This window comes from Rhizobium mesosinicum, from assembly GCF_019511345.1.
GTDB lineage: Bacteria > Pseudomonadota > Alphaproteobacteria > Rhizobiales > Rhizobiaceae > Rhizobium > Rhizobium mesosinicum.
The window spans coordinates 546,487-573,034 of record NZ_JAEUAK010000001.1 but is presented as its reverse complement, the minus strand read 5'-3'; the positions used below and the strand labels follow the sequence as shown (position 1 = coordinate 573,034).

At 60.9% G+C, this 26,548-nt stretch carries 26 protein-coding genes; 9 read left to right on the top strand and 17 right to left on the bottom strand.

Going from position 1 to position 26,548, the window contains the following annotated elements:
• Positions 1–3 precede the first annotated feature (3 nt).
• The 5 genes from araG to JNB85_RS02625 all read left to right on the top strand — a co-directional run bounded on the left by araG (position 4) and on the right by JNB85_RS02625 (position 5,284).
• Entirely contained in the window at positions 4–1,509 is a 1,506-nt protein-coding gene (gene araG / locus JNB85_RS02645; RefSeq protein WP_220332834.1) for an L-arabinose ABC transporter ATP-binding protein AraG, read from the top strand.
• A gap of 16 nt (positions 1,510–1,525) precedes the next feature.
• The gene (gene araH, locus JNB85_RS02640) at positions 1,526–2,482 is read left to right on the top strand and encodes an L-arabinose ABC transporter permease AraH (RefSeq protein ID WP_220332833.1); all 957 of its coding nucleotides are present in this window, start codon (positions 1,526–1,528) and stop codon (positions 2,480–2,482) included.
• A 104-nt stretch (positions 2,483–2,586) separates the two neighbouring features.
• Entirely contained in the window at positions 2,587–3,354 is a 768-nt protein-coding gene (locus JNB85_RS02635) for a FadR/GntR family transcriptional regulator (RefSeq protein ID WP_220332832.1), read from the top strand.
• Between the two features lie 139 nt (positions 3,355–3,493).
• Positions 3,494–4,198 (top strand): GntR family transcriptional regulator, encoded by a 705-nt coding sequence (locus tag JNB85_RS02630; protein WP_220332831.1) that lies wholly within the window; start codon positions 3,494–3,496, stop codon positions 4,196–4,198.
• 144 nt (positions 4,199–4,342) lie between these two features.
• Entirely contained in the window at positions 4,343–5,284 is a 942-nt protein-coding gene (locus JNB85_RS02625) for a dihydrodipicolinate synthase family protein (protein ID WP_220332830.1), read from the top strand.
• A gap of 88 nt (positions 5,285–5,372) precedes the next feature.
• On the opposite strand, the gene JNB85_RS02620 is transcribed toward JNB85_RS02625, so the two are convergent.
• The 8 genes from JNB85_RS02620 to JNB85_RS02585 all read right to left on the bottom strand — a co-directional run bounded on the left by JNB85_RS02620 (position 5,373) and on the right by JNB85_RS02585 (position 12,172).
• A complete protein-coding gene (locus JNB85_RS02620; protein ID WP_220332829.1) occupies positions 5,373–5,726 on the bottom strand; it encodes a helix-turn-helix domain-containing protein in 354 nt (117 codons plus the stop codon).
• Positions 5,727–5,789: 63 nt separating this feature from the next.
• Positions 5,790–6,074 carry a hypothetical protein gene (locus tag JNB85_RS02615; RefSeq protein WP_220332828.1) on the bottom strand — a complete coding sequence of 95 codons (285 nt, stop codon included), beginning with the start codon at positions 6,072–6,074 and terminating at the stop codon, positions 5,790–5,792.
• 284 nt (positions 6,075–6,358) lie between these two features.
• Entirely contained in the window at positions 6,359–7,489 is a 1,131-nt protein-coding gene (solA, locus tag JNB85_RS02610) for an N-methyl-L-tryptophan oxidase (RefSeq protein WP_220332827.1), read from the bottom strand.
• Positions 7,490–7,499: 10 nt separating this feature from the next.
• Complete coding sequence (locus JNB85_RS02605) at positions 7,500–8,993, bottom strand: HAL/PAL/TAL family ammonia-lyase (protein WP_220332826.1); 1,494 nt, start codon at positions 8,991–8,993, stop codon at positions 7,500–7,502.
• Positions 8,990–9,766, bottom strand: coding sequence for an ABC transporter ATP-binding protein (locus JNB85_RS02600; RefSeq protein ID WP_220332825.1), 777 nt, complete (start codon positions 9,764–9,766; stop codon positions 8,990–8,992). Before JNB85_RS02600 ends, JNB85_RS02605 begins: the two co-directional genes overlap by 4 nt.
• A 26-nt stretch (positions 9,767–9,792) precedes the next feature.
• The gene (locus JNB85_RS02595) at positions 9,793–10,497 is read right to left on the bottom strand and encodes an ABC transporter permease (RefSeq protein ID WP_220332824.1); all 705 of its coding nucleotides are present in this window, start codon (positions 10,495–10,497) and stop codon (positions 9,793–9,795) included.
• Between the two features lie 9 nt (positions 10,498–10,506).
• Complete coding sequence (locus tag JNB85_RS02590; protein ID WP_220332823.1) at positions 10,507–11,232, bottom strand: ABC transporter permease; 726 nt, start codon at positions 11,230–11,232, stop codon at positions 10,507–10,509.
• Positions 11,233–11,332: 100 nt separating this feature from the next.
• On the bottom strand, positions 11,333–12,172 hold the full coding sequence (locus JNB85_RS02585) for a transporter substrate-binding domain-containing protein (protein WP_220332822.1): 840 nt from the start codon (positions 12,170–12,172) through the stop codon (positions 11,333–11,335).
• A 190-nt stretch (positions 12,173–12,362) separates the two neighbouring features.
• Here JNB85_RS02585 and hutC (JNB85_RS02580) point away from each other — a divergent pair, with 190 nt between their 5' ends.
• Positions 12,363–13,118: a histidine utilization repressor gene (gene hutC / locus JNB85_RS02580; protein WP_220332821.1), complete on the top strand. Its 756-nt coding sequence runs from the start codon at positions 12,363–12,365 to the stop codon at positions 13,116–13,118.
• A 25-nt stretch (positions 13,119–13,143) separates the two neighbouring features.
• Here the strand turns inward: hutC (JNB85_RS02580) and JNB85_RS02575 are convergent, their stop codons facing one another.
• The 8 genes from JNB85_RS02575 to hutI form a co-directional block, all read right to left on the bottom strand.
• The gene (locus JNB85_RS02575; protein ID WP_220332820.1) at positions 13,144–13,929 is read right to left on the bottom strand and encodes an ABC transporter ATP-binding protein; all 786 of its coding nucleotides are present in this window, start codon (positions 13,927–13,929) and stop codon (positions 13,144–13,146) included.
• The gene (locus JNB85_RS02570) at positions 13,926–14,699 is read right to left on the bottom strand and encodes an ABC transporter permease (protein WP_220332819.1); all 774 of its coding nucleotides are present in this window, start codon (positions 14,697–14,699) and stop codon (positions 13,926–13,928) included. Before JNB85_RS02570 ends, JNB85_RS02575 begins: the two co-directional genes overlap by 4 nt.
• A gap of 60 nt (positions 14,700–14,759) precedes the next feature.
• Positions 14,760–15,707 (bottom strand): ABC transporter substrate-binding protein, encoded by a 948-nt coding sequence (locus JNB85_RS02565; protein ID WP_220332818.1) that lies wholly within the window; start codon positions 15,705–15,707, stop codon positions 14,760–14,762.
• A gap of 122 nt (positions 15,708–15,829) precedes the next feature.
• A complete protein-coding gene (locus JNB85_RS02560; protein ID WP_220332817.1) occupies positions 15,830–16,405 on the bottom strand; it encodes a HutD/Ves family protein in 576 nt (191 codons plus the stop codon).
• A gap of 3 nt (positions 16,406–16,408) precedes the next feature.
• Positions 16,409–18,097 carry a urocanate hydratase gene (gene hutU / locus JNB85_RS02555; RefSeq protein ID WP_220332816.1) on the bottom strand — a complete coding sequence of 563 codons (1,689 nt, stop codon included), beginning with the start codon at positions 18,095–18,097 and terminating at the stop codon, positions 16,409–16,411.
• 15 nt (positions 18,098–18,112) lie between these two features.
• A complete protein-coding gene (gene hutG, locus JNB85_RS02550; protein ID WP_220332815.1) occupies positions 18,113–18,913 on the bottom strand; it encodes an N-formylglutamate deformylase in 801 nt (266 codons plus the stop codon).
• A 1-nt stretch (position 18,914) separates the two neighbouring features.
• Complete coding sequence (gene hutH, locus JNB85_RS02545; RefSeq protein ID WP_220332814.1) at positions 18,915–20,450, bottom strand: histidine ammonia-lyase; 1,536 nt, start codon at positions 20,448–20,450, stop codon at positions 18,915–18,917.
• The gene (gene hutI, locus JNB85_RS02540; protein ID WP_220332813.1) at positions 20,447–21,706 is read right to left on the bottom strand and encodes an imidazolonepropionase; all 1,260 of its coding nucleotides are present in this window, start codon (positions 21,704–21,706) and stop codon (positions 20,447–20,449) included. Before hutI ends, hutH begins: the two co-directional genes overlap by 4 nt.
• Positions 21,707–21,830: 124 nt before the next feature.
• Here hutI and JNB85_RS02535 point away from each other — a divergent pair, with 124 nt between their 5' ends.
• A complete protein-coding gene (locus JNB85_RS02535) occupies positions 21,831–23,177 on the top strand; it encodes a formimidoylglutamate deiminase (protein ID WP_220332812.1) in 1,347 nt (448 codons plus the stop codon).
• Positions 23,178–23,234: 57 nt separating this feature from the next.
• Positions 23,235–23,960, top strand: coding sequence for a histidine utilization repressor (hutC, locus tag JNB85_RS02530; protein WP_220332811.1), 726 nt, complete (start codon positions 23,235–23,237; stop codon positions 23,958–23,960).
• A 230-nt stretch (positions 23,961–24,190) separates the two neighbouring features.
• Here hutC (JNB85_RS02530) and JNB85_RS02525 read toward each other — a convergent pair whose 3' ends face one another.
• Positions 24,191–25,216, bottom strand: coding sequence for a LacI family DNA-binding transcriptional regulator (locus JNB85_RS02525; protein WP_220332810.1), 1,026 nt, complete (start codon positions 25,214–25,216; stop codon positions 24,191–24,193).
• Between the two features lie 272 nt (positions 25,217–25,488).
• Here JNB85_RS02525 and JNB85_RS02520 point away from each other — a divergent pair, with 272 nt between their 5' ends.
• Positions 25,489–26,535, top strand: a complete 1,047-nt coding sequence (locus JNB85_RS02520) for an ABC transporter substrate-binding protein (protein ID WP_220332809.1) — start codon at positions 25,489–25,491, stop codon at positions 26,533–26,535.
• Positions 26,536–26,548 lie beyond the last annotated feature (13 nt).

Sequence of the window (26,548 nt, the reverse complement as noted above, 5' to 3'; positions counted from 1 at the left end):
ATGATGGCTTTCCTCGAATTCAATTCCATTTCCAAGGGCTATCCCGGCGTCCAGGCACTGTCCAACGTCTCCTTCGGTGTCGAAAAGGGCGCCGTGCACGGGCTGATGGGCGAAAACGGTGCCGGCAAGTCCACGTTGATCCGCGTGCTCTCCGGCGATCAGTCGGCTGATGAAGGCAGCATTCTCATCGATGGCGTCGAGCAGAAATACAGCTCCGTCCGCGATGCCTTCCATGCCGGCGTCATCGTCATCCATCAGGAGCTGCAGCTCGTTCCAGAACTGACCGTTGCCGAAAACCTCTGGCTCGGCCGTTTTCCCGGCAAGGCCGGTGTCATCAACGGCAAGACACTGATCGAGACCGTGCGCGCCAGGCTCGATGAGATCGGCATCGATGTCGACCCTTCCGCAAAAGTGTCTTCTCTTTCGATCGGCGCCCGCCAGATGGTCGAGATCGCCAAGGCCGTGATGCTCGATGCGCGGGTGATCGCGCTCGACGAGCCGACTTCGTCTCTCTCCTCGCGCGAAAGCGAAATTCTCTTCACGTTGATCGGCAAGCTCAAGACCAAGGGCACGGTCATCCTTTACGTCTCCCACCGCCTTGACGAGATCTTCCGTCTCTGCGACAGCCTGACGGTGTTGCGCGACGGCAGGCTCGCCGCCCATCATCCCAAAGTTGCTGAGACGACGCGCGAGCAGATCATTGCCGAAATGGTCGGGCGCGAGATCAGCAACATCTGGGGCTGGCGCGAGCGGCCGCTTGGCGAGCCGCGCCTCGAGGTCAAGGTCCTCTCGGGCTCCAAGCTTCGCACACCCATCAGCTTCTCCGTCCGCAAGGGTGAAATTCTCGGCTTCTTCGGCCTGATTGGCGCGGGTCGAAGCGAGATGGCTCGGCTGCTTTATGGTGCCGACCATCGCCATCAAGGCAGCGTCACAATCGACGGCGTGGTCGTTTCCCCCAACAACCCGAAGGCGGCGATCAGCGCCGGCATGGTGCTCTGCCCGGAGGATCGCAAATTCGACGGCATCATTCAGGGCCGGTCGATCGAGGAAAACATCGCCATCTCCTCGCGTCGTCATTTCTCGCCTTTCGGCGTCTTGAGCCCGAAGAAGGAAGCCTCGGTCGCCGAGCAGTTCATTGCCAAGCTTCGGGTGCGCACACCTTCGCGCAAGCAGGACATCATCAATCTCTCCGGCGGCAACCAGCAGAAGGTCATTCTTGGCCGCTGGCTCTCCGAACAGGGCGTCAAGGTGCTTGTTATCGACGAGCCGACGCGCGGCATCGATGTCGGCGCCAAGTCGGAGATCTATGAAATCCTCTACGAACTCGCCGCCGGCGGCATGGCGATCGTCGTCATCTCCAGCGAGTTGCCGGAGGTCATGGGCATTTCCGATCGCATCATGGTCATGTGCCAGGGCCGCGTCGCCGCCAATGTGGCGCGTGCCGATTTCGACGAGCGCAGCATTCTGACCGCGGCGCTGCCCGATAAGAATGCCGCCGGCACAGTTTAATTTCAGGAAGAGCAGTATGAACGCGTTGAAAAAAATCCTTCTCGGCGAACAGGGTCTGGTGGTGATCTTCGCGATCGCGTTCGTGATCGTATCGCTGACCGTGCCGAGCTTCCTGACCGAACGCAATATGCTGGGCCTCCTGCAGTCCGTGGTGACGATCGGCATCGTCGCCTGCACCATGATGTTCTGCCTTGCCTCACGCGACTTCGACCTCTCGGTCGGCTCCACTGTCGCCTTTTCCGGTATGATCGCCGTGATGGTGTCCAACTCGATCGGCTCCATTCCGCTTGGCCTGCTGGCAGCCCTGATCTGCGGCAGCATCGTCGGCGTCGTCAACGGCGTGGTCATCGCCCGTTTCCGCATCAACGCGCTGATCACCACGCTCGCCACCATGCAGATCGTCCGCGGCCTGGCGCTGATCGCGTCCGATGGGCGCGCCGTCGGCATCAACGATCCGGCCTTCTACCAGCTGGCGCTGTCGCGTTTCCTGACGGTGCCGACGCCGATCTGGATCATGATCCTGCTCTTCATCGTCTTCGGCTTCGTGCTGAACCGCACCGTCTTCGGCAAGAACACGCTGGCGATCGGCGGCAATCCGGAAGCTTCGCGCCTTGCCGGCGTCAATGTCGTCAATATGCGTATCTGGATCTTCGCGCTGCAGGGTCTCGTCTGCGCCATCGCCGGCATCCTGCTCGCATCGCGCATCACCTCCGGCCAGCCGAATGCCGCGACCGGACTTGAGCTTTCCGTGATCTCGGCCTGCGTGCTCGGCGGCGTGTCGCTTGCCGGTGGCCGCGCGGCGATGACCGGCGTGATCGTCGGTGTGCTGATCATGGGCATTGCGGAAAACGTCATGAACCTGCTCAACATTCAGGCCTTCTATCAATATGTGGTACGCGGTCTTATTCTGCTGATCGCTGTCCTGCTCGACAATATGCGCTCGTCGGCCGCCGGGCGCGGCAGTCGCGCGTGATGATCAGATTTGTTGGGGAAGCCCGCTGAGCCTGCGGTTGCACATTGATTGGAAAACATGGCGCAGCTCATGGTGACAACGAAACCGGCGGTACGGGGGACATTATGAGCACGCGATCGGGACTTCTGCGAACGGGGAGTACGTCACCCAACCCAGAACAGGGACGGCGCACGGTGCGCGAGGAGCTGTTGAAAAAGCTCATCAGGCAGATCGTGTCCGGTGACATTGCCGAAGGCTCGCTGCTTCCGAATGAAGCCGAGCTCTCCGACGTCTATGGCGTCAGCCGCACCAGTCTTCGGGAGGCGATGCAATATCTGTCGGCGCTCGGCATGATCCGCTCCCGCACGCGTGCCGGCACCACTGTGCTGCCGCGCGAGAACTGGAATCACCTCGATCCGATGGTCCTCGATGCGACGCTCGAATTCAGCGACGACCGCAGCTTTTACGATTCGCTCCTCGATGCCCGCCAGCTGCTGGAGCCGGCGGCTGCCGCACAGGCGGCTGCGAACGCCACAGCCAAACAGCTCGCCCAGATCGCCGCAGCCTTCGAGGACATGGTGGCGGCCAACGCCCGCGACAATGAGGCCTGGAGCCAAGCCGACCTCGAATTTCATACCGCCATCATCAATGCCAGCGGCAACTGGGTCTTCCGCCAGTTTGCCACCGCCATCCGCGCCGCCCTGCTGGCAAGCTTCCGCCTGACCAACCGGGCAAGCCAGAGCCATGATTACGCGATCGCCCGGCATCAGGACGTGCTTGATGCTATCCGCATGCGGCGGCCCGACGCAGCGCGTTTTGCCATGGAGCAACTGATCGGCACGGCGCGGATGGAATTGAGCGACGCCTTGCGCGTCGGCAAGCGCAAGGAATAGGCGCCGTCCGTCTCCTTGCCGAAGTGGAGGAACATTCAAAATTCCATCTGCCGACAGAAAGTATATTCGATTTGAAGTCTCTTTGCGGATTCGCTAGTAGAAGGGCATGAGCTCTGCTGCTTGAAAGGACGATGAGCGCGTGGACGAGACCGAAAAACTGCAAACGCACAGGCGCGGCTCCGGCGTATCGACGGTCTATGAGACGCTTCGAAATGAGATTATCGAGCTGAAATTGCCGCCGGGCAGCCCGATCGACGAACAGCAGCTGTCGGATCGCTTTGCGCTGTCGCGCACGCCGATCCGTGAAGCCCTGGTGCGGCTTGCCGCCGAAGGTCTGATCACCACGCTCACCAACCGCGCGACGATCGTCTCGAACATCGACTTCCTCGGCCTGCCGGAATTTTTCGACGCGCTGACGCTGATGTACCGCGTCACCACCCGGCTTGCGGCTGCCAATCACGCCGAAAGCGATATCGCCGCCATCCTTGTGCAGCAGAAGGCTTTCGAGACGGCGGTCACCAACCGCGATGTGCTCGGTATGATTTCGACCAATCGCGACTTCCATATCGCGATCGCCCAGGCCGGTCGGAACAGATATTACGTCGAGCTTTTCACCCGGCTGCTGGATGAAGGTCGCCGCATTCTTAGGCTCTACTATTCTTCCTTCAACGATGTGCTGCCGCGCCAATATGTCGGTGAGCACGAGGAGATGATCCGGGCGATCGTCGAGCGCGACGTCACGCTGGCCGACAAGCTGGCATCTGCTCACGCCGATCAGATCGTCGGCCAAATCCGCTCCTATATTACCGCCGATTCGCGCCAGAACACTAAGCTGGCGCTCTAGCCGCCCCAAAACACTGCAGTGCCTCGTTCAGCATTGAACGAAGATCGTTTTCTGTATTTTTCTTGTCGACAAGAAGTCGGCAAGGTGCTACATGCCTCATCAACCCCGCTGTCCGGGAGTTTTCCAGAGAACGAGAGATAGGCGATGACTGGTTCCGTATTCCAAGGCTGCATCCCGGCGCTCATGACGCCCTGCAACGACGATCGCACCCCAAATTTCGACGCGCTTGCCCGCAAGGGCAAGGAATTGATCGGCCTCGGCATGTCCGCCGTCGTCTATTGTGGCTCGATGGGCGACTGGCCGCTCTTGACCGACGAACAGCGTCAGGAAGGTGTCAAGCGCCTCGTCGAGGCGGGTGTTCCCGTTATCGTCGGCACCGGTGCCGTCAACACCAAGTCGGCCGTTTCCCATGCCGCTCATGCGGCGGCCGTCGGCGCCAAGGGATTGATGGTCATCCCCCGCGTCCTGTCGCGCGGTTCGTCCGTTTCGGCCCAGCGGGACCATTTTTCGGCGATCCTCGAAGCGGCCAAGGGCCTGCCGGCCGTCATCTACAATAGCCCCTACTATGGCTTTGCGACGCGCGCCGACCTGTTCTTCGATCTGCGCTCCCGCTTCTCTAACCTCGTCGGCTTCAAGGAGTTCGGCGGCAAGAGCGATATGACCTATGCGGCCGAAAACATCACGTCGGGCGACGATGCGCTGACGCTGATGGTCGGCGTCGATACCGGCGTCTATCACGGCTTCGTCAATTGCGGCGCAGGCGGTGCCATCACCGGCATCGGCAACGCGCTGCCGAAGGAAGTGCTGCATCTCGTTTCGCTCTGCGAACAGGCAGCCAACGGCGATGCGGCCGCCCGCGGCGCCGCTCGAGAACTCGAAGAGGCGCTGATGGTTCTGTCGACCTATGACGAGGGTCCGGATCTCGTTCTGCACTACAAGTATCTGATGGTGCTGAACGGCGAGAAGGAATACACGCTGCACTTCAACGAGACCGACAAGCTCAGTAATTCGCAGCGCCGCCATCTCGAAAACCAGTACCGTCTGTTCAAGACCTGGTACGCCGCCCGCTATCCGAACGCCGCCTGAGGCTGGCAGAAACGCGCGGTCTCGCAAAACCTGTTGCGAGGCCGCTCATGCCGAGCGCAGCCTCATCGGGGAAACGCGCCGGCACGGGTCAGTTCGCCATATCGGTGGCTGCCAGAGAGTGGACCAGCATCTTCAAATTGCATCGGACCTTCGGGTCGGAAATGCGCCCGATTTCCTCGGCAAGGTAGGTGGCCTCGTCGTCGATGCCAGCTCCCGCCTCGGTTTCGATGCCGTTGACGAACCAGCCGGCATCCACCTTCATGAAGCCGCATAACCGCAGCATGACCGCGACGGACAGGCGGTTCGTACCATTCTCGTATTTCTGGATCTGCTGAAACGCGACACCGATATGGGCTGCGAGTTCGCTCTGGGTGAAGCCGCGCGCAGCGCGCACGGAGCGTAATCTTCGGCCGATTGCTAAATTCAGTTCCTGATCTTTCATGCCTATCCTTCGACTGCAGATCCTGCGGGTTCTCTTTACATCATCGGCTTTTGAGATCCACCTTCATGGGTCAAAAGCGTCAAGTCGCAACGACCGCGGACCATTCGGGATGCGATGATCGTGAGAAGTATCTGCTTTGTCCACGAGCACGGTATCTCGCCCTCCTTCATCTTCGATGGTAATGACCATCAGGCCACGCATTTCGTCTTTTACGACGGCGAAGAGCCGGTTGGTTCGCTGCGCATCCGTTGCTTCGCTGACTTTGCCAAGTATGAACGAACCTGCTTCCGCGAAAAGTACCGACACCCTTTTACGGTTAAGCGTTGCATTCAGATGACCTTCGATCATGTCGCGCGCAAGGGCTATACGAAGGTGCTAACCCCGGGCCGAGCAGCGCCTCGCACGATTGAGGACCATCCTGTTCGACCTGGAGGTCGTCGACAGTCCGCCGCTGGAAATCCCCCGCCGTCCGGAGCCGTACCTGACCGTTATCGGAACGATCCCCGCATCTTCTGATCCGATTAGGCGGAGGAGCGACCGCGAGAAGCGGGAAATTGCGGATAGGCTGCATATTCACGCGGTCCCGAACTGGCTATGATCATCGTCAGCTTCTGACGGCCACGGGAACCGATTCAGATTCTGGCAAAGGAAAATGCGTCGATGGGCAAGTCGGTCTGTCCATCGATGGCAAGATCCGCCAGGATTTCGCCGATGACGCTCGTGAACTTGAAGCCGTGGCCGGAGCAGGGTGAGGCGACGACAACGTTCTTCTCGCCAGGCATGTGGTCGAGAAGAAAATCCTCGCTTGGCAACATCGTATAACGGCAGGTCGTTGCCTTCACGCGAAGGCCGGCTGCGCCTGGAACGCGCTTTCTGATAAACCCGTCGAGCAGGGCCAGGTCGGCTTCGTTGACGGGCGGGTTCGGTTGATTGGGATCGATCGGTTCGCGGAAATGTGCGTGTCTGCCGATCTTCACGCCATCGACACCGATTGCCGGGAAACCGAAATAGGAGCCCTCCGCACCCTCGTCCCGCAGGAAGCACGGCATGCGCTGCGGCTGCGTCGCGAAGCCATCCTGCGGCTGATACCACGCGACCACCTGGCGGATCGGCACGGCGGCCCTTCTGAGCTGCGGCACAAGTTCGGCAATCCAGGATCCGGTCGCTACCACGATCTTTTTTACGCGATACTGGCCGGTGTCCGAAACAATGGTGACACCGGCATCATCAGGCTCGACTGCCGTCACCTTTTCGCCGAAGTGCAGCACCGCGCCGTCCTCGGCAGCAAGTTTCAGGTAGCCCATGACTGCGGCTTCGGGACGAAGATAGCCGCCCTGCGGATCAAGCAGGCCAATCTCGTGGTCATCGAGCTGGAAGGCCGGAAAGCGGCGGGCCATTTCTGCTTTGTCGAGCGCTTCGTGGGCAAGTCCGTGCAGCTCACAGGAGGAGCGCGTGCCGGAGACGATCTTGCCGTCGGGCGCGCCGATCTGCAGCACGCCTGTTATCGTCAGGATATCGGTGCGTAGGCGCGCCTCAAGCGACCGCCAGTTCTGATAGGCGCGCTTGAGAAGCGGCACATAGGACGGGTCTTCGAAATAGCCGAGCCGAATGAGGCGGCTGTCGCCATGCGAAGAACTCAGCGCATGGGCCGGAAAATAGGCATCGAAACCGATCGCCTTGACACCGCGGGCGGCAAGAAAGGCGAGCGCGGCACTCCCCATGGCGCCGAGGCCGACAACGGCGACGTCGAAGCGAGCGGTCATTGAAGTCTCCTCAGGGAATTGCCGGAGCCGCAGTCTCGCGGACCAGTGCGCGCAGAGCCTCGATGTCGCGCGACAGCGGCCTGTCGTCGGAATAGGGAGAAACGACGGCGCGTACGGCCTGATAGATCACATCCGTACCAGCCGCCCTCTGGGCGATACCAACAAGAAATTCGTGAGCCTGCGCCGCAGCCATCAATTCGATCGCCATGATGTACTCGGCATTGTCGATCAGCGCGAGAAGCTTGTTGGCGGCTGCGGTCGGATGCGCCAGGAAATCTTCCTGCAGGCCGGATGTTATGCCGCCATCGGTCGAAGCTGGTGCTGCAAGCCGCCGGTTCTCATTGGCAAGGGCTGCGGCCGTATACTGAGCGATCATGAAGCCGGAATTGCTGCCCGCATCGCTTGCGAGAAACGGCGGCAGACCGCTCACTAGCGGATTGACGAGACGGTCCGTGCGCCGCTCGCTCATGGCGGAGATCTGCGCAAGCGCCGTCGCAAGACTGTCGGCGGCCTGTGCAAGAGCGGGAGCAACCGCATGGGCTTCGGAGGAGACGACCGGCTTCTCGGGCGTGCCTGAAACGGCGGGATTGTCGGTGACGGAGGTAAGCTCCTGATCGACGACGAGGGCCGAGACATCAAAGACATCGCGTGCTGCGCCATGGGCATGCGGGATCGCGCGAAGGCTCAGCGCATCCTGTGTCCGTTTGCCGAGCGCGGCCGATATCAGTCCGCTGCCGGAAAGCCGGGCGCGCAGCGAAGCTCCGACGTTGGCGATGCCCTTGGAGGGACGCAGGGCAAGAACAGTTGCATCGAAGGCCGCCATCTGGCAGCCGGCGGCTTCAAGCGTCAGTGCTGCGATCGCGTCGGCCCAGTTGAGCAGCCGCTCGGCACGTGCGAGCGCAACGCTTGCAAGCCCTGTCGCGCAGGTCGTGCCGTTGACGAGGCTCAGGCCCTCCTTGGCACCGAGCACCAAAGGCTCGAGGCCGATGGCGGTAAGCGCATCGCGGCCGTTCATAGGCCTGCCCTTGACGCGGGCGCTGCCTTCACCGATCAGGACCAGCGCATTGTGGGCATTATGGGTGAGGTATCCCGCCGAACCCTTGGAGGGAACATCGGGAATGCAGCCCTTTTCGAGAAACGTGGCGAGATGGCGGACGATTTCGGGGCGCACGCCGGAATGACCATGGGCAAAATTGGCGATCTGCGCGGCTATGATTGCACGCACCTCTCGCGGCGCCAGCAACTCGCCGACGCCAACGGCATGGCTGAGGAGGATGTTGCGCGACAGCCGGCTTTGGGACGCTCTGTCGACCACCGTATCTGATAGCGCGCCGACGCCGGTATTGATGCCATAGGCCCTGACACCGGTCTCGACGATCCGCTCGACGATTCGGCTTGCGTTGCTAATGCGATCCCATGCCGCCTGCGACAGGGCAAGCGTTTCGCCCTCGGCCACATCAGCGATATCGCGCCAGCCGGCAACCCGATCGATGGTGATGGTCATTGTCCGCTTCCGAAATGGCCGATGAACTGGCGGAAGGCTGGTGATGCGCCGCCGCCGAACATCTCGTCCGGCGCTCCGCTGCTTTCGACCAGCCCTTCGCGCATGAAGACGACGCGGTTGGAGACGTTGCGGGCAAAGCTCATTTCGTGGGTGACGACGAGCATGGTCATGCCTTCTTCGGCAAGCGCGCGCATGACACGCAGCACTTCGCCGACCAGTTCCGGGTCGAGTGCTGATGTCGGCTCGTCGAACAGCATGACCTTCGGCTTCATGGCGAGCGCGCGGGCAATCGCTGCACGCTGCTGCTGGCCGCCGGAGAGATGCGCCGGGTAGGCGTGGCGCTTGTCGGCGATGCCAACCTTTTCGAGGAGCGCTTCTGCTTCGGCAATGCATTCGGCCCGCGGCCGTTTCAAGACATGGACCGGTCCTTCGATGACATTCTGCAGGATGGTCATATGGGACCACAGATTGAAGGACTGGAAGACCATGCCGAGTTCGGAGCGGATATGGTCGACCTGCTTCTGGCTCGCCGGCTTTGTCTTGCCGTTCTTGTGGATCATCTGGATATGTTCGCCGTCGACCCAGATCTCGCCATCGGACGCGATCTCCAGCAGGTTGATGCAGCGCAGGAAGGTGGATTTGCCGGAGCCGGAAGCGCCGAGCAGCGAAATCACATCGCCATCTTCAGCATCGAGCGATATGCCGCGCAGCACCTCGTGGGTGCCGAAGCTCTTTCTGATATTGCGGACCGAAAGTCGGGTTACGCCGGGCATGGAAGCTCCAATCACGTTCAGTCGGGTCAGGCCTTCAGCGCCGGCGGAATGGCGCGGCGATGTCGGGACAGCCAGTATTCAAGCAGGGACATGGCCTGCAGGATGATGAAATTCAAAACGAGGTAGATGATGGCAGCACATAGGAAGACCTCCATTGTGCGGTAAGTCTGCGAGATCAGTCGCTGTGCCACACCCGTTACTTCCCAGACCGTTACGAGGCTGGCGAGCGCGGTCGACTTCATCATCAGCACGATCTCGGTCGAATAGGCTGGCAGCGCGTGTCGGAAAGCGATCGGGGCCAGGATACGGCGCACCATCAGGAAGCCGGACATGCCGATGGCGCGGGCCGCCTCGATTTCCTTCGGCGAGACGGCGCGGATGCCGCCGCGGAAGATCTCTGCGGAATAACCGGCAGTGCAGAGCGCCAGAGAAAGAATCGCGCAGACCATCGGCTCGCGCAGGAAAGGCCAGAGAAAGGAGCTGCGGATGGTACTGAACTGGGCGAGACCGTAAAAGACCAGAAACATCTGGATCAAGAGCGGCGAGCCGCGGAAGACGAAGATATAGCCCTTGGCGAAGCTGGAGAGGATCGGATTGCCGCTGACGCGCATGGTGACGATGATGAGTGCCAGCAACCCGCCGAAGAAGATCGACAGGAAGAACAGGATCAGCGTCGTCGGCACGGCTTTCAAGAGCGTGACCATGGTGCTGGAGAGGAAGGCGATATCCATCTGCTCCTCCTATGCCTGGCCCATGGCCGAAGCCGGCATACTGCGATTGGCCTTGCGCTCGGCGCCGTTGAAGACGCGGTCCGACAGGCTGGTCAGGATCAGATAGAGCGCGCCGCCGACGATGTAGAAGAGGAAATATTGCCGGGTCGAACCGGCGGCAACCTGGCTCGATCGCATCAGCTCGGCAAGGCCGGTAACTGAAATCAGCGCCGAGTCCTTCAAGCTTAACTGCCAGACATTGCCGAGGCCGGGAATGGCAAGGCGCAGGACCTGCGGGATGACAATGCGGCGAAACCTGAGGCCACGATGCATGCCGATTGCCGAGGCGGCCTCAAGTTCGCCCTTGGAAATGGCAAGATAGGCGCCACGATAGACTTCCGCCTGATAGGCGCCGGAGATGATGCCGACGGCAAGGGCACCGGCGGCAAAGGACGGCAGACCGAGGAAACCTTCATAGCCCACCGACTGGCCGATCGCGGTCACTGCCGAAGAGCCGCCAAAATAGATGAGATAGATGATCAGCAGCTCCGGTACACCCCGGAAGACCGTGGTATAGACATGGCCGATCGTGGTGAGCACGACGTTGCCTGAGAGCTTCGCGGCTGCGATGATCGCACCGAGTACCGCGCCAATCGCGAGCGCCGTGGCGGTTACGCAAAGCGTGAGCAACGCACCGAGGAGGAGGAACGCTCCCCATCCGGTTGAACCGAAACCAATGAGTTCGAGTGTCGCCATGGGCCTTCCCAGCGCTGTCTTCGTCATCACGACGGGGTCAGAATAGCACGTGGTCTCCGATCAGAAAGCGGAGACCACGGAACGGCTTTCTGCTGAAAGCTCAGTTCTGCGGGCTGACGTCGACCTTGAACCACTTCATGGAAAGGTTCTTGACGGTGCCGTCTGCAAGTGCGGACTTTATCGCTTCGCTGAACTTGTCGCGCAGATCCGTATCGGCCTTGCGGATGCCGAGGCCTTCGCCTTCACCCCAGATCGAGCCGGCGATTTCCGGACCGGTGAAGGTCAGTGCGCCATTGGCGGCTTCGAAGGCGTTGTTGAAGTAGACAGCATCGTCGAAGCCGAGATCGATACGACCGTTCTGCAGGTCGAGATCGCGGTCAGCTCCGGTCTTATATTCGCGGATTTCGGCGATGCTGCCGAAATTGTCATAGACGAACTTTGCATAGACCGTTGCCGCCTGGATACCGATCGTCTTGCCCTTGAAGGCTTCCTTCAGGGCTTCGATTTCCTTCACGCCGGTCTGCCCGGGCGTCATCTTGATCGTTGTGCCGGTGCCGGAAGCGTTGGCAAGCGGGCTATCCTTGGCGGTGGCGAAGGCGGCCGGTGTCGCAGCATAGGGGACGGTGAAGTCGATGACCTGCTTGCGCTCATCGGTGATCGAAAGCGCATCCATGATGACGTCGAACTTACCGGCATTCAACGCCGGGATCATGCCATCCCAGTCGGAGGCGACCAGCGTGCATTCGATCTTGGCGCGTTCGCAGAGCACCTTGGCGAGTTCCGGTTCGAAGCCTCCGAGCGTGCCGTCGGCATTGGTGAGGTTCCAGGGAGCGTAGGCGCCTTCGAGCGTGATGGTCGCCTTCGTCCAGTCCTTGGCGGCGGCCGGGCCAAAGGCGGCTACCGTCATCGCGCAGGAAAGAAGAGCAGTGCTGAGCTTCATTAATGTGATCTCCTCTGAGATTGGACAGACCTTGCGGCATGAATGCCGATCTTCGCCGGCTTGCCCGCCTTGATCCACTATTCAGTTTCAGATCGGCAGGTTGTATAGGGTACCATATGAAAAATTTTGTGATATGCAAGAGGAAAGTCGGATTAAGAGGCAGATTCCATCTTTGCAAAGGGAATAGGCAATGAAGCGTCCCAACGAGATGAAGCGCGAGTTGGCGGAAAACGATAGTGCCCCGCTTTATGCCGGCGTCAAGCAGGTTATTCTCGACCGGATCCGCAGCGGTGAATGGCCTCCGCGCCATCGCGTCCCCTCTGAAAACGAGCTGGTGGTGGAGCTCGGCGTTTCCAAGATGACTGCCAACCGGGCGCTGCGGGAGCTGGCGAATGAAGGCGAGCTCGTGCGCATTCAGGGCGTCGGATCCTTCGTGGCCGAACGCAAGGGGCATTCGGCGCTTTTCGAGGTGCGCAACATTGCCGACGAGATCGCCGAGCGCGGCCATGCTCACAAGGCAAGTGTGATTGTTTTGGCCGAAGAGACGGCCTCTCCCGACATTGCAGACGCCTTGGAGCTCGATATCGGCGCGCCTGTTTTCCATTCGCTGATCGTCCACAGCGAGAACGGCGTGCCGGTTCAGATCGAGGACCGCTTCGTCAATCCGCAAGCCGCCCCCAACTATCTGGCGCAAGATTTTTCGACGCTGACGCCGAATGCCTATCTGACGGCGGCTGCCCCCTTGAGTGGTTCGGAACATATCGTCGAGGCGGTGACGCCGCGGACCTGGGAGTGCAAGCTCCTGACCATTCTGCAGAATGAGCCATGCCTTGCCATCCGTCGCCGCACCTGGTCGGCCAGCCAGGTCGTGTCCATGGCGCGCCTTGTCTATCCCGGAAACCGCTATCGGTTGGAAACGCGCAGCGGTAAGGTTTTTGAGGAATAGGTCAGTTGTATATGGAAGTCAGCGGTTATCCGTGCTCGGCAGCCGCAATCGCTTCGCTGCGAATGTCTTCCGTCAGCTTGAGGCGCAGCTCTGAAAATTCCGGGCTCGCCTTGATCGTATAATGGCGCGGATGCGGAAGATTGACCGGCGTGATCGATTTGATCTTTCCGGGACGTGCCGTCATGGTGACGACGCGTGATGCCATGAAGACGGCTTCTTCGATGTCATGCGTGACGAAGATCACGGTTTTCTGCTCCCGTTCCCAGATGCCGAGCAGCAATTCCTGCATGAGGCCGCGCGTCTGGTTGTCGAGCGCGCCAAAGGGCTCGTCGAGCAGCAGGATCTTAGGATTGTTGGCAAGCGCGCGGGCAATCGCGGTTCTTTGCTGCATGCCGCCGGAGAGTTGTTTGGGCCAATGATTTTCAAAGCCCCGCAAGCCGACCTTGGCGACATAGCTTGCGACGATCTCGTTCTTTTCCTTCTCCGCCATGCCCTTTTCACGCAGGCCGAAGGCAATGTTGTCGCGCACCGTCAGCCATGGAAAAAGCGTATAGGATTGAAAGACCATGCCGCGGTCGGCGCCTGGTCCCTTCACGTCGCGCCCTTCCAGCGTGACCGTGCCGGTCGAGGGGAAGTCGAGACCGGCGATGATGCGCAGCAGCGTCGATTTTCCGCAGCCGGAGGGGCCAAGCACGGTCACGAAGTCGTTCTTGGGGATATCGAGATCGGTCGGCTGCAAGGCAAGTGTCGGCTGTCCGCCGCGTACGCCGGGAAAGGTGCGGCTGACGCCCCTGATGACGAGTTCGCTCATGCCAGTCTCCACGCAAACAGCCAGCGGTTCAGCCATTTGAAGGCGAAGTCGGAAATGAGCCCGATCAGGCCGATGACGATGATGCCGAAAATGATCTGCCCGGTCGCAAGCAATGCCTGGCTGTTGATGATCATGTAGCCGATGCCGGACGATGCCCCGATCAGTTCGGCGACGATGACATAGGTCCACGCCCATCCGAGTACCAGGCGCAGGATCTCTGCGATATCGGGCGCGTTTGCCGGAATGAGCACGCGGCGCACGACCCCGCGATCTCGGGCGCCGAGCGTATAGGCGGCCTCGACGAGATCGCGGCGGGTGCCGGAAACGGCAACCGCAACCATGAGAACGATCTGGAAAACCGCGCCTATGAAGATGACGAGCAGCTTCTGCGTCTCGCCGATGCCGGCCCACAGGATGAGCAGCGGGACGAAGGCGGATGCCGGCAGGTAGCGCGCGAAGGAGACGAAGGGTTCGAGCAATGCCTCGACCGGCTTGTAGGCGCCCATCAGGATACCGAGTGGCACAGCGACCAGCGCCGAGAGGATGAAGCCGCCAACGACGCGCCAGACTGTCATGCCGATATCGAAGAGGAAACCCTGGTTGACGAGCAGGTCATAGCCGTCCCGTACCATGGTGATCGGATCGGCGAGAAAAGTCTTCGATACATAGCCGCCGAGGGTTGCGCAGCCCCAGGCCGCGAAGAAGAGGATGAAGAATAACAAGCCGAAGAGCAGCCGGGTGCCCGAGCTGATAGGTTGAAGTGGACGCATGCGGTGCCTTGCCGGAAAACAGGGAGCGCTCGCGTGGGCGCTCCCCGGCATTTATGCCTGTTATTGAATGAAGGAAGGGTCGGCGAGCGTCGAAAGGTCCGGTTTTGCCTTGATGACGCCAGCCTGCAGCAGAAGATCTGCTGCTTCTTCATTGAAGCTCTTGAAGGTGGTCTTGAAGAAGTTCTGGGCCGCGGCCTTGTCCTGCCATTCGAGATAGGCGGCCGATTCTCCGACTTCCTTGCCGGACTGCTTCACATCCTTGCCCATGATCTCAAAGGACTTGTCCTTGTCGGTCTTGATCATTTCGAGTGCGTCGTAATAGCTGGCGGCCAGCGCCTTGGCGGCTTCCGGATTGGCCTTGAGAAACGCCGTGGTGCAGCCGAATGTATCCATGACGGCGGGGTAGTCGAGGGTCGTGGCAATGATCTTGCCCTTGTCCGGCGCATTTCGAATGCTGGAAAGATAGGGCTCATAGGTGACAGCCGCATCATTCTGGCCGGCAAGTAGTGCCTGAGCTGCCGGTCCCGGCTCCATGTTGACGACTTTGACGTCCTTCATGCTCAAGCCGTTCTTGGCGAGGATGAAAGCGAGCAGAAAATAGGGGGACGTGCCCGGTGCGGAGGCGGCGACCGACTTGCCCTTGAGATCGGCGATCTTTTCGATGCCGGGCTTTGCGGCAATGCCGTCGGCGCCATGCGAAATATCGAGCTGGAAGATTTGCGTGGTCGCAACACCTGCCGCATTCCAGACGATCCAAGTCTCAACCGTGGTCGCAGCGCACTGGATGTCGCCGGAGGCAAGCGCCAGATGCCGGCTCGCCTGAGGCACCTTCGTGATGGTGACGTCGAGCCCGTGCTTCTTGAAGATGCCGGCTTCCTTGGCGAGCGTCAGCGGTGCAAAGCCGGTCCAGCCGGAGATGCCGATCGCGACCTTGGTCTCTGCGGCGTGAGTGGCTGTCGCGGCGAGTACCGCGGCAAAAGCGGCGGCAAAAATCCCAGTTTTTTTCATGATCCTAATTTCCCTGCTATTATTTTAGGCGCCCTTGCTGGGTGCCCATTAAATGTATTTAACGCATGCCCGCATTGTTTTGTCTAGACATTATGATGGCGCTCCGGCCGGATAAAACGCCGTCAGATTGCCGCGATGGTGATCGCGTAAAGCAGGGCTTTGCCGTGTAATTGCAGGCATCCGCCAACGGCCTCTTCGAGGAGCAGCGCATCGCCCGCGACGAGAGTGATCTTGTCTTTCGCAAGGTCTATCTCCGCTTGCCCGCGATGGCAAAGGAGAAGCGAGTTCTCATCGGGCAGGGGCAGTTCGCGTCGCCCGTCAATGACGAGGCGAAGCACATCATGCCGCAGCCTGTCCCGCCGAGTCATCACATTGAGATCGGTGATGGTGCCATCGATCAATTCGGCGGTAACGGGTACATCTGCCGGAAAGAAAAGCGGATCGTTTCCCTGTGTCAGGAACACCGGCGCACGCCCCCCGATGGAGAGGTGCATGCCATTGCCCTCCAGAATCGACAGCGTGCGGTCGATTCCGGGGAAGACGGAAAAGGGACCGTCCGAGGCGACGGTCGCCATGCTGACCCGCCAATCGAAATCGGCAAGTCCTGCGCCCTCGGGCGAAATCGCGACTTCCACAGTTTCGCCGCCGCCGTTCTTCCACGGCATGCGCTTGTGATCGGCAGCGCGCAGGACTTTCATGGCTCAGTTTCCAAGAATAGCGGGCAGGCGCAGTCCCTTGTCCTTGGCGCAATCGATGGCTATGTCATAGCCGGCATCGGCGTGGCGCATGACACCGGTCGCCGGATCGTTCCATAGAACATTTCCGAGGCGGCGGGCCGCATCGTCGGTGCCGTCGGCGCAGATGACCATGCCGGAATGCTGCGAGAAGCCCATGCCGACGCCGCCGCCATGATGCAGCGACACCCAGGTGGCGCCCGAGGCGGTGTTGAGCAGCGCGTTCAGCAGTGGCCAATCGGACACGGCATCCGAGCCGTCCTTCATCGCTTCCGTCTCGCGGTTCGGCGAAGCGACGGAACCCGAATCGAGGTGGTCGCGGCCGATGACGACGGGCGCTTTCAGCTCGCCGTTCTTGACCATCTCGTTAAAGGCAAGGCCGAGCTTGTGGCGGTCGCCGAGACCGACCCAGCAGATGCGGGCCGGCAGGCCCTGGAAGGCGATGCGCTCCCTGGCCATGTCGAGCCAATTGTGCAGGTGCTTGTTCTCGGGAAGCAGTTCCTTCACCTTGGCATCGGTCTTGTAGATATCTTCAGGATCGCCGGACAGTGCAGCCCAGCGGAACGGACCGATGCCACGGCAGAAGAGCGGGCGGATATAGGCCGGCACGAAGCCCGGGAAGGCAAAGGCGTTTTCCAAACCCTCGTCCTTGGCGACCTGGCGGATGTTGTTGCCATAGTCGAGTGTAGGCACGCCGGCATCCCAGAAGGCGACCATGGCTTCGACGTGTGCCTTCATCGAGGCGCGGGCGGCAGCTTCGACGGCCTTCGGATCGGTTTCGCGCTTGGCCTTGGCTTCGGCGACCGTCCAGCCAACCGGCAGGTAGCCGTTGCGCGGGTCATGCGCCGAGGTCTGGTCGGTGACGATATCGGGGCGGGGGCCGCCGGCCTTCATGCGGACCACCAGTTCCGGGAAGATTTCCGCGGCATTGCCGACGAGGCCGACAGACTTTGCTTCGCCAGCCTTGGTCCAGCGCTCAATCTTTTCCAGCGCCTCGTCCAGCGTGTGAGCCTTTTCGTCGACATAGCGGGTACGCAGGCGAAAATCGATGCGGGTTTCGTCGCATTCGACCGCGAGGCAGCAGGCTCCGGCCATGACGGCGGCGAGCGGCTGAGCGCCGCCCATGCCGCCAAGCCCGCCGGTCAGGATCCATTTGCCCTTGAGGTCGCCATTATAGTGCTGGCGGCCAGCTTCGACGAAGGTTTCGTAGGTGCCCTGCACGATGCCCTGCGTGCCGATATAGATCCACGAGCCGGCCGTCATCTGGCCGTACATGGCAAGGCCTTTCTTGTCGAGCTCGTTGAAATGATCCCAGGTCGCCCAGTGCGGTACGAGATTGGAATTGGCGATCAGCACGCGCGGCGCATCCTTATGGGTGCGGAAGACGCCGACCGGCTTCCCGGACTGCACCAGCAGCGTCTCGTCCTCGTTCAGTGTCTTCAGCGTGGCAGCGATGCGGTCGAAATCGTCCCAGGTGCGGGCGGCGCGGCCGATGCCGCCGTAGACGACTAGCTCATGCGGGTTTTCAGCAACGTCCGGGTCGAGATTGTTCATGAGCATGCGCAACGGTGCTTCGGTCATCCAGCTCTTGGCATTCAGCTGGTCGCCGCGAGGGGCGCGGATTTCGCGGATATTGTGGCGCGGGTTTACGGTCATGATGATGTTCCCTTTTTAGCGTGTTCGACCGAGCGCGATCTCTTCGATCCGCGTCAGAATGGATTTGAGATGAATGCGCAGGTTGTCGGCTTTTTCGCCGTCATAAGCAAAGGGCGGCGCTTCGCTTGCAAGATGCGTCGATTGGGCAAGTTCCATCTGGATGGCGTGGACACCGGTTTCCGGCCTGCCGTAATGGCGCGTCGTCCAGCCGCCCTTGAAGCGGCCGTTCAGGATGCTGTCGTAGCCCGCCGCAGCCGATGCGATGGCGATGGTCGCCTGCTCGATCGTTGGATCGCAGGTCTTGCCCGTATCCGTGCCGATATTGAAATCCGGCAGCTTGCCCTCGAAGAGGAAGGGGATATGCGAACGGATGGAGTGGCAGTCATAGAGAACGGCGATGCCGTGGATGGCTTTCACCCGCTCGATCTCGGCCAGAAGCGCGGCGTGATAGGGCGCATGGAAATCGCGTAAGCGGCTGGCGATGTCTGCCTCGGCAGGGACCGCGCCATCCTTCCAGATCGCCTTGCCGTCGAAATCCGTCTCCGGGATCAGTCCCGTCGTATTCTGGCCGGGATAGAGGCTGGTGCCGGAGGGGTCGCGGTTGGCATCGATCACATAGCGATGGAACGTGGCACGCACCGTGGTCGGATTGTCGAGCAGTCCGTCATAAAGCCGGTGGATATGCCAGTCGGTATCGGCAAGCAGCCGGCCGTTGTCGTTCAGGCGCGCCCAGATATCGGGCGGCACCTCGGTGCCGGTATGGGGAAAGCCGAGGATGACGGGCGAGGTGCCTTGCTTGACCTCGAAAACGGACATGTCAGACCTCCAGAGCGGGCAGAATATCGCTTGAAACGGATGCGTTAAGACCACCGCTGGCAATGAGCACCGTGGCCGCCTTCAGATCGTTCGCCATATAGCGATCCTCTTCGAGCGACGGCACGGTAGCGCGGATCGCGGTGATGGCCTTCTTGAGCTCGGGGCTCGTTGCGAGAGGGGCGCGAAGCTCCACCCCTTGCGCAGCGGTGAGCGCCTCGATGCCGATGATCGCAAAGAGATTTTCGGTCATCGACAGGAGCCGGCGTGCGCCATGGCAGGCCATGGAGACATGGTCTTCCTGATTGGCCGATGTCGGTGTCGAGTCGACGGAGGCCGGATGCGACATCTGCTTGTTCTCGCTCATCAGCGCGGCTGATGTGACTTCGGCGATCATCAGGCCTGAATTCAGGCCCGGCTTCTTTGCGAGAAAGGCCGGGAGACCGTAGGAAAGGGCGGGATCGACGAGCAGCGCGATGCGGCGCTGGGCGATCGCGCCGATTTCACAGATCGCAAGGGCAATCTGGTCGGCGGCGAAGGCGACAGGCTCGGCATGGAAATTTCCGCCGGACACGACGGAATTGTCAGAGAGCACCAGCGGATTGTCGGTCACCGCATTGGCTTCGATTTCCAGCGTGCGGGCAACTGCGCGCAACAGATCGAGGCAGGCTCCGTCGACCTGTGGCTGGCAGCGGATGCAATAGGGATCCTGAACGCGCTCGTCGCAATCGATATGGCTCTGGCGGATCGGCGAGTTCTCGAGCAGCGCGCGCAGGGCCGCCGCCGTATCGATCTGGCCGCGATGGCCGCGGAGCGTATGGATATCGGGGTGAAACGGTGCGGACGAACCCATGGCGGCATCAGTCGACATTGCGCCTGTTATCAATGCCGATTGTGCCGCTCGGTGGGCGCGGAACAGCCCAGCGAGTGCAAGCGCCGTCGAGGTCTGCGTGCCATTGATGAGCGCCAGACCTTCCTTGGCGGCGAGCACGATCGGCTGCAACCCGGCCTTCAGAAGCGCGGTTGCGCCGTGCAGCCTCTCGCCGCCGAAGAAGGCCTCGCCATGGCCCATCATCACGGCCGTCATATGGGCAAGCGGCGCGAGGTCGCCGGAAGCGCCGACAGAGCCCTTTTCCGGGATGACCGGGATGACACCGCGCGCCATCATCGCTTCGATCAGCCGCACCAGTTGCAGACGCACGCCGGAGGCGCCGCGGCCGAGCGAAACGAGCTTCAGCGCCATGATGAGACGCACGACATTTTCCGGCAGTGGCTCACCGACCCCGCAGCAATGCGAGAGGATGAGATTGCGCTGGAGCGTTGCCACATCGGCGCTGTCGATCTTGATCGAGGCGAGCTTGCCGAAGCCGGTATTGATACCGTAGACCGGTGCATTGCCGGCGGCGATCTCGGCGATGCGGTTTGCCGCCTTGATGATGCCGGCATCGAAGGATGGGTCGAGCTTTGCCGGGACGCAGGTCCAGTAAATCGTTGCGAGATCCTGCAGCGAGACGGAGCCCGGATGGAGGGTAATGGTCATCGGTCGATCCTCTGGCCCTTGAAAATATGTGCGTGAAGCGGGTTGAAGCCGATGCGGTAGACGAGCTCGGCGGGGCTTTCGATATCCCAGATCGCCAGATCGGCAGACTTGCCGGCCTCGATCGTGCCGGTCTCGCTAAGCAGGCCGAGGGCGCGGGCGCCTTCGCGGCTTGCGCCGGCGATGCATTCCTCCACCGTCAGCCTGAACAGCGTCGCCGACATGTTCATGGTGAGCAGCAGCGAGGTGAGAGGCGAGGTGCCGGGGTTGCTGTCCGTGGCGACGGCGATGTGCACGCCGGCCTGCCTCAAGGCCTGAACCGGCGGCTTCTGCTTCTCGTTGATGGCGTAGAAGGCACCCGGGAGCAGAACCGCAACCGTGCCGGCCGCCGCCATTGCCCGCGCGCCATCCTCATCCAGATATTCCAGATGATCGGCCGAAAGCGCACCATAGGAGGCCGCGAGTTTCGCGCCACCGAGATTGGAGAGCTGTTCGGCATGAAGTTTGACGGGAATCCCGAGCGAGCGGGCCTTGTCGAAGACCCGTGCGATCTCGTCGACCGAGAAGGCGATGCCCTCGCAGAAGCCGTCGACGGCATCGACGAGGCCTTCGGCACGTGCCCGCTCCAGACCCGGCAGGACGACATCGGAAATGTAATCCTGGTTCCGTCCCTTATATTCGACGGGTGTTGCGTGGGCGCCGAGATAGGAGGTGATGACCCGTACCGGCCGTTGGTCTGCGAGTGCGCGGGCGGCGCGCAGCATCTTCAGTTCCGCCTCGATATTGAGCCCGTAGCCGGACTTGACCTCGATGGTGGTCACGCCTTCCGAGATCAGCGTGTCGAGCCGCGGCAGCGCAGCCTCGACGAGGCCCTCGACGGACAGTGCATTGGTCGCCTTCACGGAGGAGACGATGCCGCCGCCGGCGCGCGCGATTTCTTCGTAGGTTGCGCCTTCGAGCCGCATCTCGAATTCCCGCGCGCGGTTGCCGCCATAGACGATGTGGGTATGGCAGTCGACGAGGCCGGGCGTGACCCAGCGGCCTTCGAGGTCGGTAATATCGGCCGCCTCGATCAGCCAGGATGGCAGTTCGGCTTCCGGTCCTGCGTAAAGGATGCGCCCGCCTTCGCAGACGACGGCGCCTTTTTCGATAATGCCAAGGCCCGGCAGATCCTCTCGCAGGGTCGCAAGGCGTGCATTGCGCCATAGCGAGCGAGCGCTGGAATTGCGGCCCGATCCGGAAAATTTGTTCCCACTCATCAGCTTTACGCCTTTCCTTATGGCTGAATATGTATATACATAATGAAAAGGGTGACAAGTAGAAATTTATGGCCTTTCGCATAAAGACAAGCGAAGTGGTCAATTGCGAAACGGGAGAGCGATCATGACGAAACTTCATGCGGCGGCTGCCTTGCTGGCCAAAGGCTGGCGCAGGAATGTGCGCCTGACGCTTGCGGACGGACGCATTGCCGCAATCGAAACGGATGTCGCGCCTGACGCGGATGACGAGCGTCATGCTGTCCTGCTGCCGGCAATGCCGAACCTCCACAGCCATGCCTTTCAGCGGGCGATGGCGGGGCTTGCGGAAGTGCGCGGCCCGGCCAATGACAGTTTCTGGAGCTGGCGCACCGTCATGTACAAATTTGCGCTGTCGATGACGCCGGACCATGTCGAAGCTGTAGCGGCGAAACTCTATATGGAAATGCTGGAAGCAGGCTTCTGCCGGGTCGGCGAGTTCCACTATCTGCATCACGACAAGGATGGCAGCCCCTATACGAATATCGCCGAAATGGCCGAAAGGATCGGTGCGGCGAGTGCCGAAACCGGCATCGGATTGACGTTGCTGCCGGTTCTCTACGCCCATTCCGGCTTTGGCGGTGCGGCGCCCATCGAAGGACAGCGCCGCTTCATCAACTCCGCCGAAAGTTTTGCGCGGCTGATGGAAGGCTGTCGGCAGGTCATTGGCCGGCTTCCTGGCGCAGAGATCGGTGTTGCGCCGCACAGTCTGCGCGCCGTCACACCGGACGAACTCTCCGTTGTCATCGGGCTTGCCGATAACGGCCCGATCCACATTCATGTCGCCGAGCAGGTCAGGGAGGTTGAGGATTGCCTCGCCTGGTCCGGCGCAAGGCCTGTCCAATGGCTGCTCGAGAATGCGCCGGTTGATCAGCGCTGGTGCTTTATTCATGCAACCCATATGACGGCGGACGAAACACGGCGCACGGCAAGGAGCCGCGCCATCGCCGGCCTTTGCCCGATTACCGAAGCCAATCTCGGCGACGGGACATTTTCGGCGCCGCTATTCTTGTCCGAAGCCGGACGCTTCGGCATCGGGTCCGATTCCAACATTCTGATTTCCATTGCCGGGGAACTTCGCCAGCTCGAATATTCCGAGCGTCTGGAGCTGCGCGCCCGCAATGTCATCGCCACCACTGGCGGTTCCACCGGCCAAGCGCTCTTCGAACACGCACTTGCCGGCGGTAGTGCGGCATTAAAGGCACCGGCGGGTCTTGCTGCAGGCAATTATGCCGACATCGTATCGCTTGATACCACAGCGGTTCCCTATCTTTCCGAAGGCCAGATTCTCGATCAGTGGATCTTTGCCGGTGATGTGGCAGTCGACAGCGTCTGGGCGCTCGGCCGCAAGCAGGTCGAAAACGGCCGGCATCTGCGCCGCGACCTGATCGACCGACGCTTCATCGCCGCGATGAACGAGCTCTTGGCAGCATGACGACCTTTCCTCCGCGCTTCCCCGGCGCTACAGCGGGAGGGAACCCGGAGCGCAATGATGAGTGAGCCCAAGGAAACGACCTTACACCAGCGTATCCTCAGTGATATCGAGGGCCGTATCGTTTCGGGCGAATGGCCGCCGGGCTACCGCATTCCCTTCGAAGTGGAGCTGACCAAGCAATACGATTGCTCCCGCATGACGGTAAACAAGGCCCTGACTCAGCTGGTAAAGGCCGGTCTCATCGAACGCCGCAAGAAATCCGGTAGCTTCGTCATGCAGCCGCAAGCCCAGGCCGCAGTGCTCGAGATTCACGATATCAAGGCGGAGGTCCAGTCCCTCAATCTCGCCTATTCGTACAAGGTCGCAAAGCGTGTCCGCAGGAAGGCGCAGGCGCAGGACCGCCAGATGCTGGACCTGCAACAAAATTCCAGCCTGATCGAAGTCATCTGCACGCACTATGCCGGATCGAAGCCTTTTTGCCTGGAAAAGCGGTTGATCAATCTTCAAACCGTGCCGGAAGCTGCAGACGAGGATTTCGAGGAAACGGCCCCAGGCCCGTGGCTTCTGAGCCTGGTTCCGTGGAGTGCGGCGGAGCATAAGATATTTGCAGTTGGTGTCGACCAAGAGGAAGGCGCCATGCTCTCTATCCCCGAGGCAACTGCTTGCCTCGTCATCGAACGACGCACCTGGAACAAGTCCGGGCCGGTGACGCATGTGCGCTTCGTCTATCCCGGAAATCGCCATGCGCTCTACGCGCGCTTCACTCCGGAAACGGTGAAATAGGCCTAATCCCCAAAGGAGAGGCGTTCGGTCACCTCGTATGACCGAACGCCTGTTATTGCCGCCGCACTGGGTCGACGGCTTCCCATAGAAAGCGATTTTCCCTGCGTCAACATCCCTAAAACAAGGGTATTGCGAAAGTCGACGCTTACCTTGAGGCATTAGATCGTTGGCGATTTCCGATGGCGCCTCCCAGACAGGGTTGTCGTCTGCATCGTAGCGGACAGCGCTGCTTAGGCTTCCTGCGCTTCCGGAATGAGCGGTGGCACCTGGATAACGACAGGCTTGTCGGCTCCGGATTCGATGAGCTCGAACACTTTGCTCAGCATGCCCGGCACGTCCTGGCGTACCATCTCGATTCCGTTGCCAAGCAGGGTGACGAAGGGATCCCAGTCGAAACAGCCGAGCACAAGGCTGCGGTCGTCGAGGTGACCGGAGCGGCGGATCCAGCGCATGACGCCCTCGAGTGAAATCGTCGAGTTGACGAACATGCCCCTGGGTAGGGTCTGGCCGACAAGAGCGCGTTCGTCCAAAGCCTTTTCAGCTTTTTCCGGTGCGTACCCGCAGGCAAGGATATTTTCCTCATGCACGGCAACGCCGAGATCCGCATGGGCCTCGCGAAAGCCCCTTATACGTTCGGCCGTGTTGTGGTCGCTGCCGCGCCCGCCAATGAAGAGCAGCGGCTCCATCTTGCCGAGCCTCTGCTCACTGTTTCTCAATATCCGACGCGTCAGTTCCCGCGCACCGGCAAAATTGTCCGAGATGACCGAGGGAGCAAGGGCGCCGGGCAGGTCGAGATTGAGGCTGCGCACACCTGCTGCCGCACACATTTCAGTGATCCGGTCAGGATCAGTCGCACCCGTCGCGATCAGGCATTCGACCTGATAGGAAAGCATGGTGCGCGCCGCCTCGACCTCCAACTGCGGGTCACGGCGCGTGCAGGTGATGATTGGGAAGAGGCCGCGCGCACGCGCCATGTCCTCGAAGGTTTCGACGATCGAGCCAAAGTAGCGGTTGTCGTATTTCGGTACGATCATGCCGATGATGTGGGACTTTTCGCGCCTCAACAGGCTTGCCTGCATGTTCAGCGCATAACCCTGTTCCTCGGCGATCCGCATGATCTTTTCGGCAAGCTGGCTGCTGATCCTGCGCTTCTTCCAGTTGCCGTTGAGCACGGCGCTGACGGCGCTGGCGGATGTGCCGGCAAGCTCTGCCAGATCGTAAATCGTCGTCCGCTTGGTCTGCTTCACCTGGCTCAAATGCGCGTCTCCGTTTGCGGTAACTTGACATCAAACGACAGAAGTGGCAATTCTTGCTTCATCGATTGAGCAATCTAGCGCAATCGATGATACAAGCCGGCTCGAAAAGCCGGTGCAGGGAGGTATTTCTAAGAAGCCGCGGAGAGGCTGTGCCTTTGCAGGGATGCTTTGTTCGTCGTTTTTGTGGCGGCGAAGGCGGCGGCGAGCGGGCGAACCGTAGTGACTTCCAGCAATGCCTGGGCCTGTCTTTCGATCACACCAAGGAGGAGAAAATGAATTATCGCAATTTGCTTATGGCGTCAGTGACCGTTTTCATGGGTCTTGCCGGCGCCGCCTCGGCTCAGGAAGCCGCGACCGTCGCCTTCCTGATGCCCGACCAGGCATCCACGCGCTATGAGCAGCACGATTTCCCTGGTTTCAAGGCGGAGATGGAGAAGTTGTGCCCGAAGTGCACCGTCATCTATCAGAACGCCAATGCCGATGCGGCGCTGCAGCAGCAGCAGTTCAACTCGGTCATCGCCCAGGGCGCCAAGGTGGTCGTTCTTGACCCTGTGGATTCCGCTGCTGCAGCCGGCCTCGTTGAAATCGCCCAGTCCCAGGACGTCAAGGTCATCGCCTATGACCGCCCGATCCCGGATAAGCCGGCGGACTATTACGTCTCCTTCGACAATGAAGGCATTGGCTATGCGATCGCAAAATCGCTCGTCGAGCATCTGAAGGCCTCAGGCGTTGCCGATGGCGCAGGCGTGCTGGAAATCAACGGCTCGCCGACCGATGCCGCCGCCGGTCTCATCCGCGACGGCATCCACCGCGGCCTGAAGGAATCCGCCTACAAGACGCTTGCCGAGTTTGACACGCCGGAATGGGCGCCGCCGAAGGCGCAGGAATGGGCTGCAGGCCAGATCACCCGCTTCGGCGCCGACATCAAGGGTGTCGTTGCCGCCAATGACGGCACGGCCGGTGGCGCGATTGCCGCTTTCAAGGCCGCCGGCGTCAAGCCGGTTCCCCCGGTTACCGGCAATGACGCCACGATCGCAGCCCTCCAGCTGATCATCTCCGGCGACCAGTACAACACGATTTCCAAGCCATCGGAGATTGTAGCTGCTGCGGCTGCCAATGTTGCGGTGCAGATGATCAAGGGTGAAAAGCCGGAAGCCAAAACGACGCTCTACAATACGCCGTCGCAGCTCTTCATCCCCGCCGTCGTGACGGCAGAAAACATCAAGGCCGAAATCTTCGACAAGAAGATCCAGACGCCCGAGCAGATCTGCACCGGCGAATATGCCGAAGGCTGCAAGAAGCTTGGCATCACCAACTAAACGCGCTTGAGTA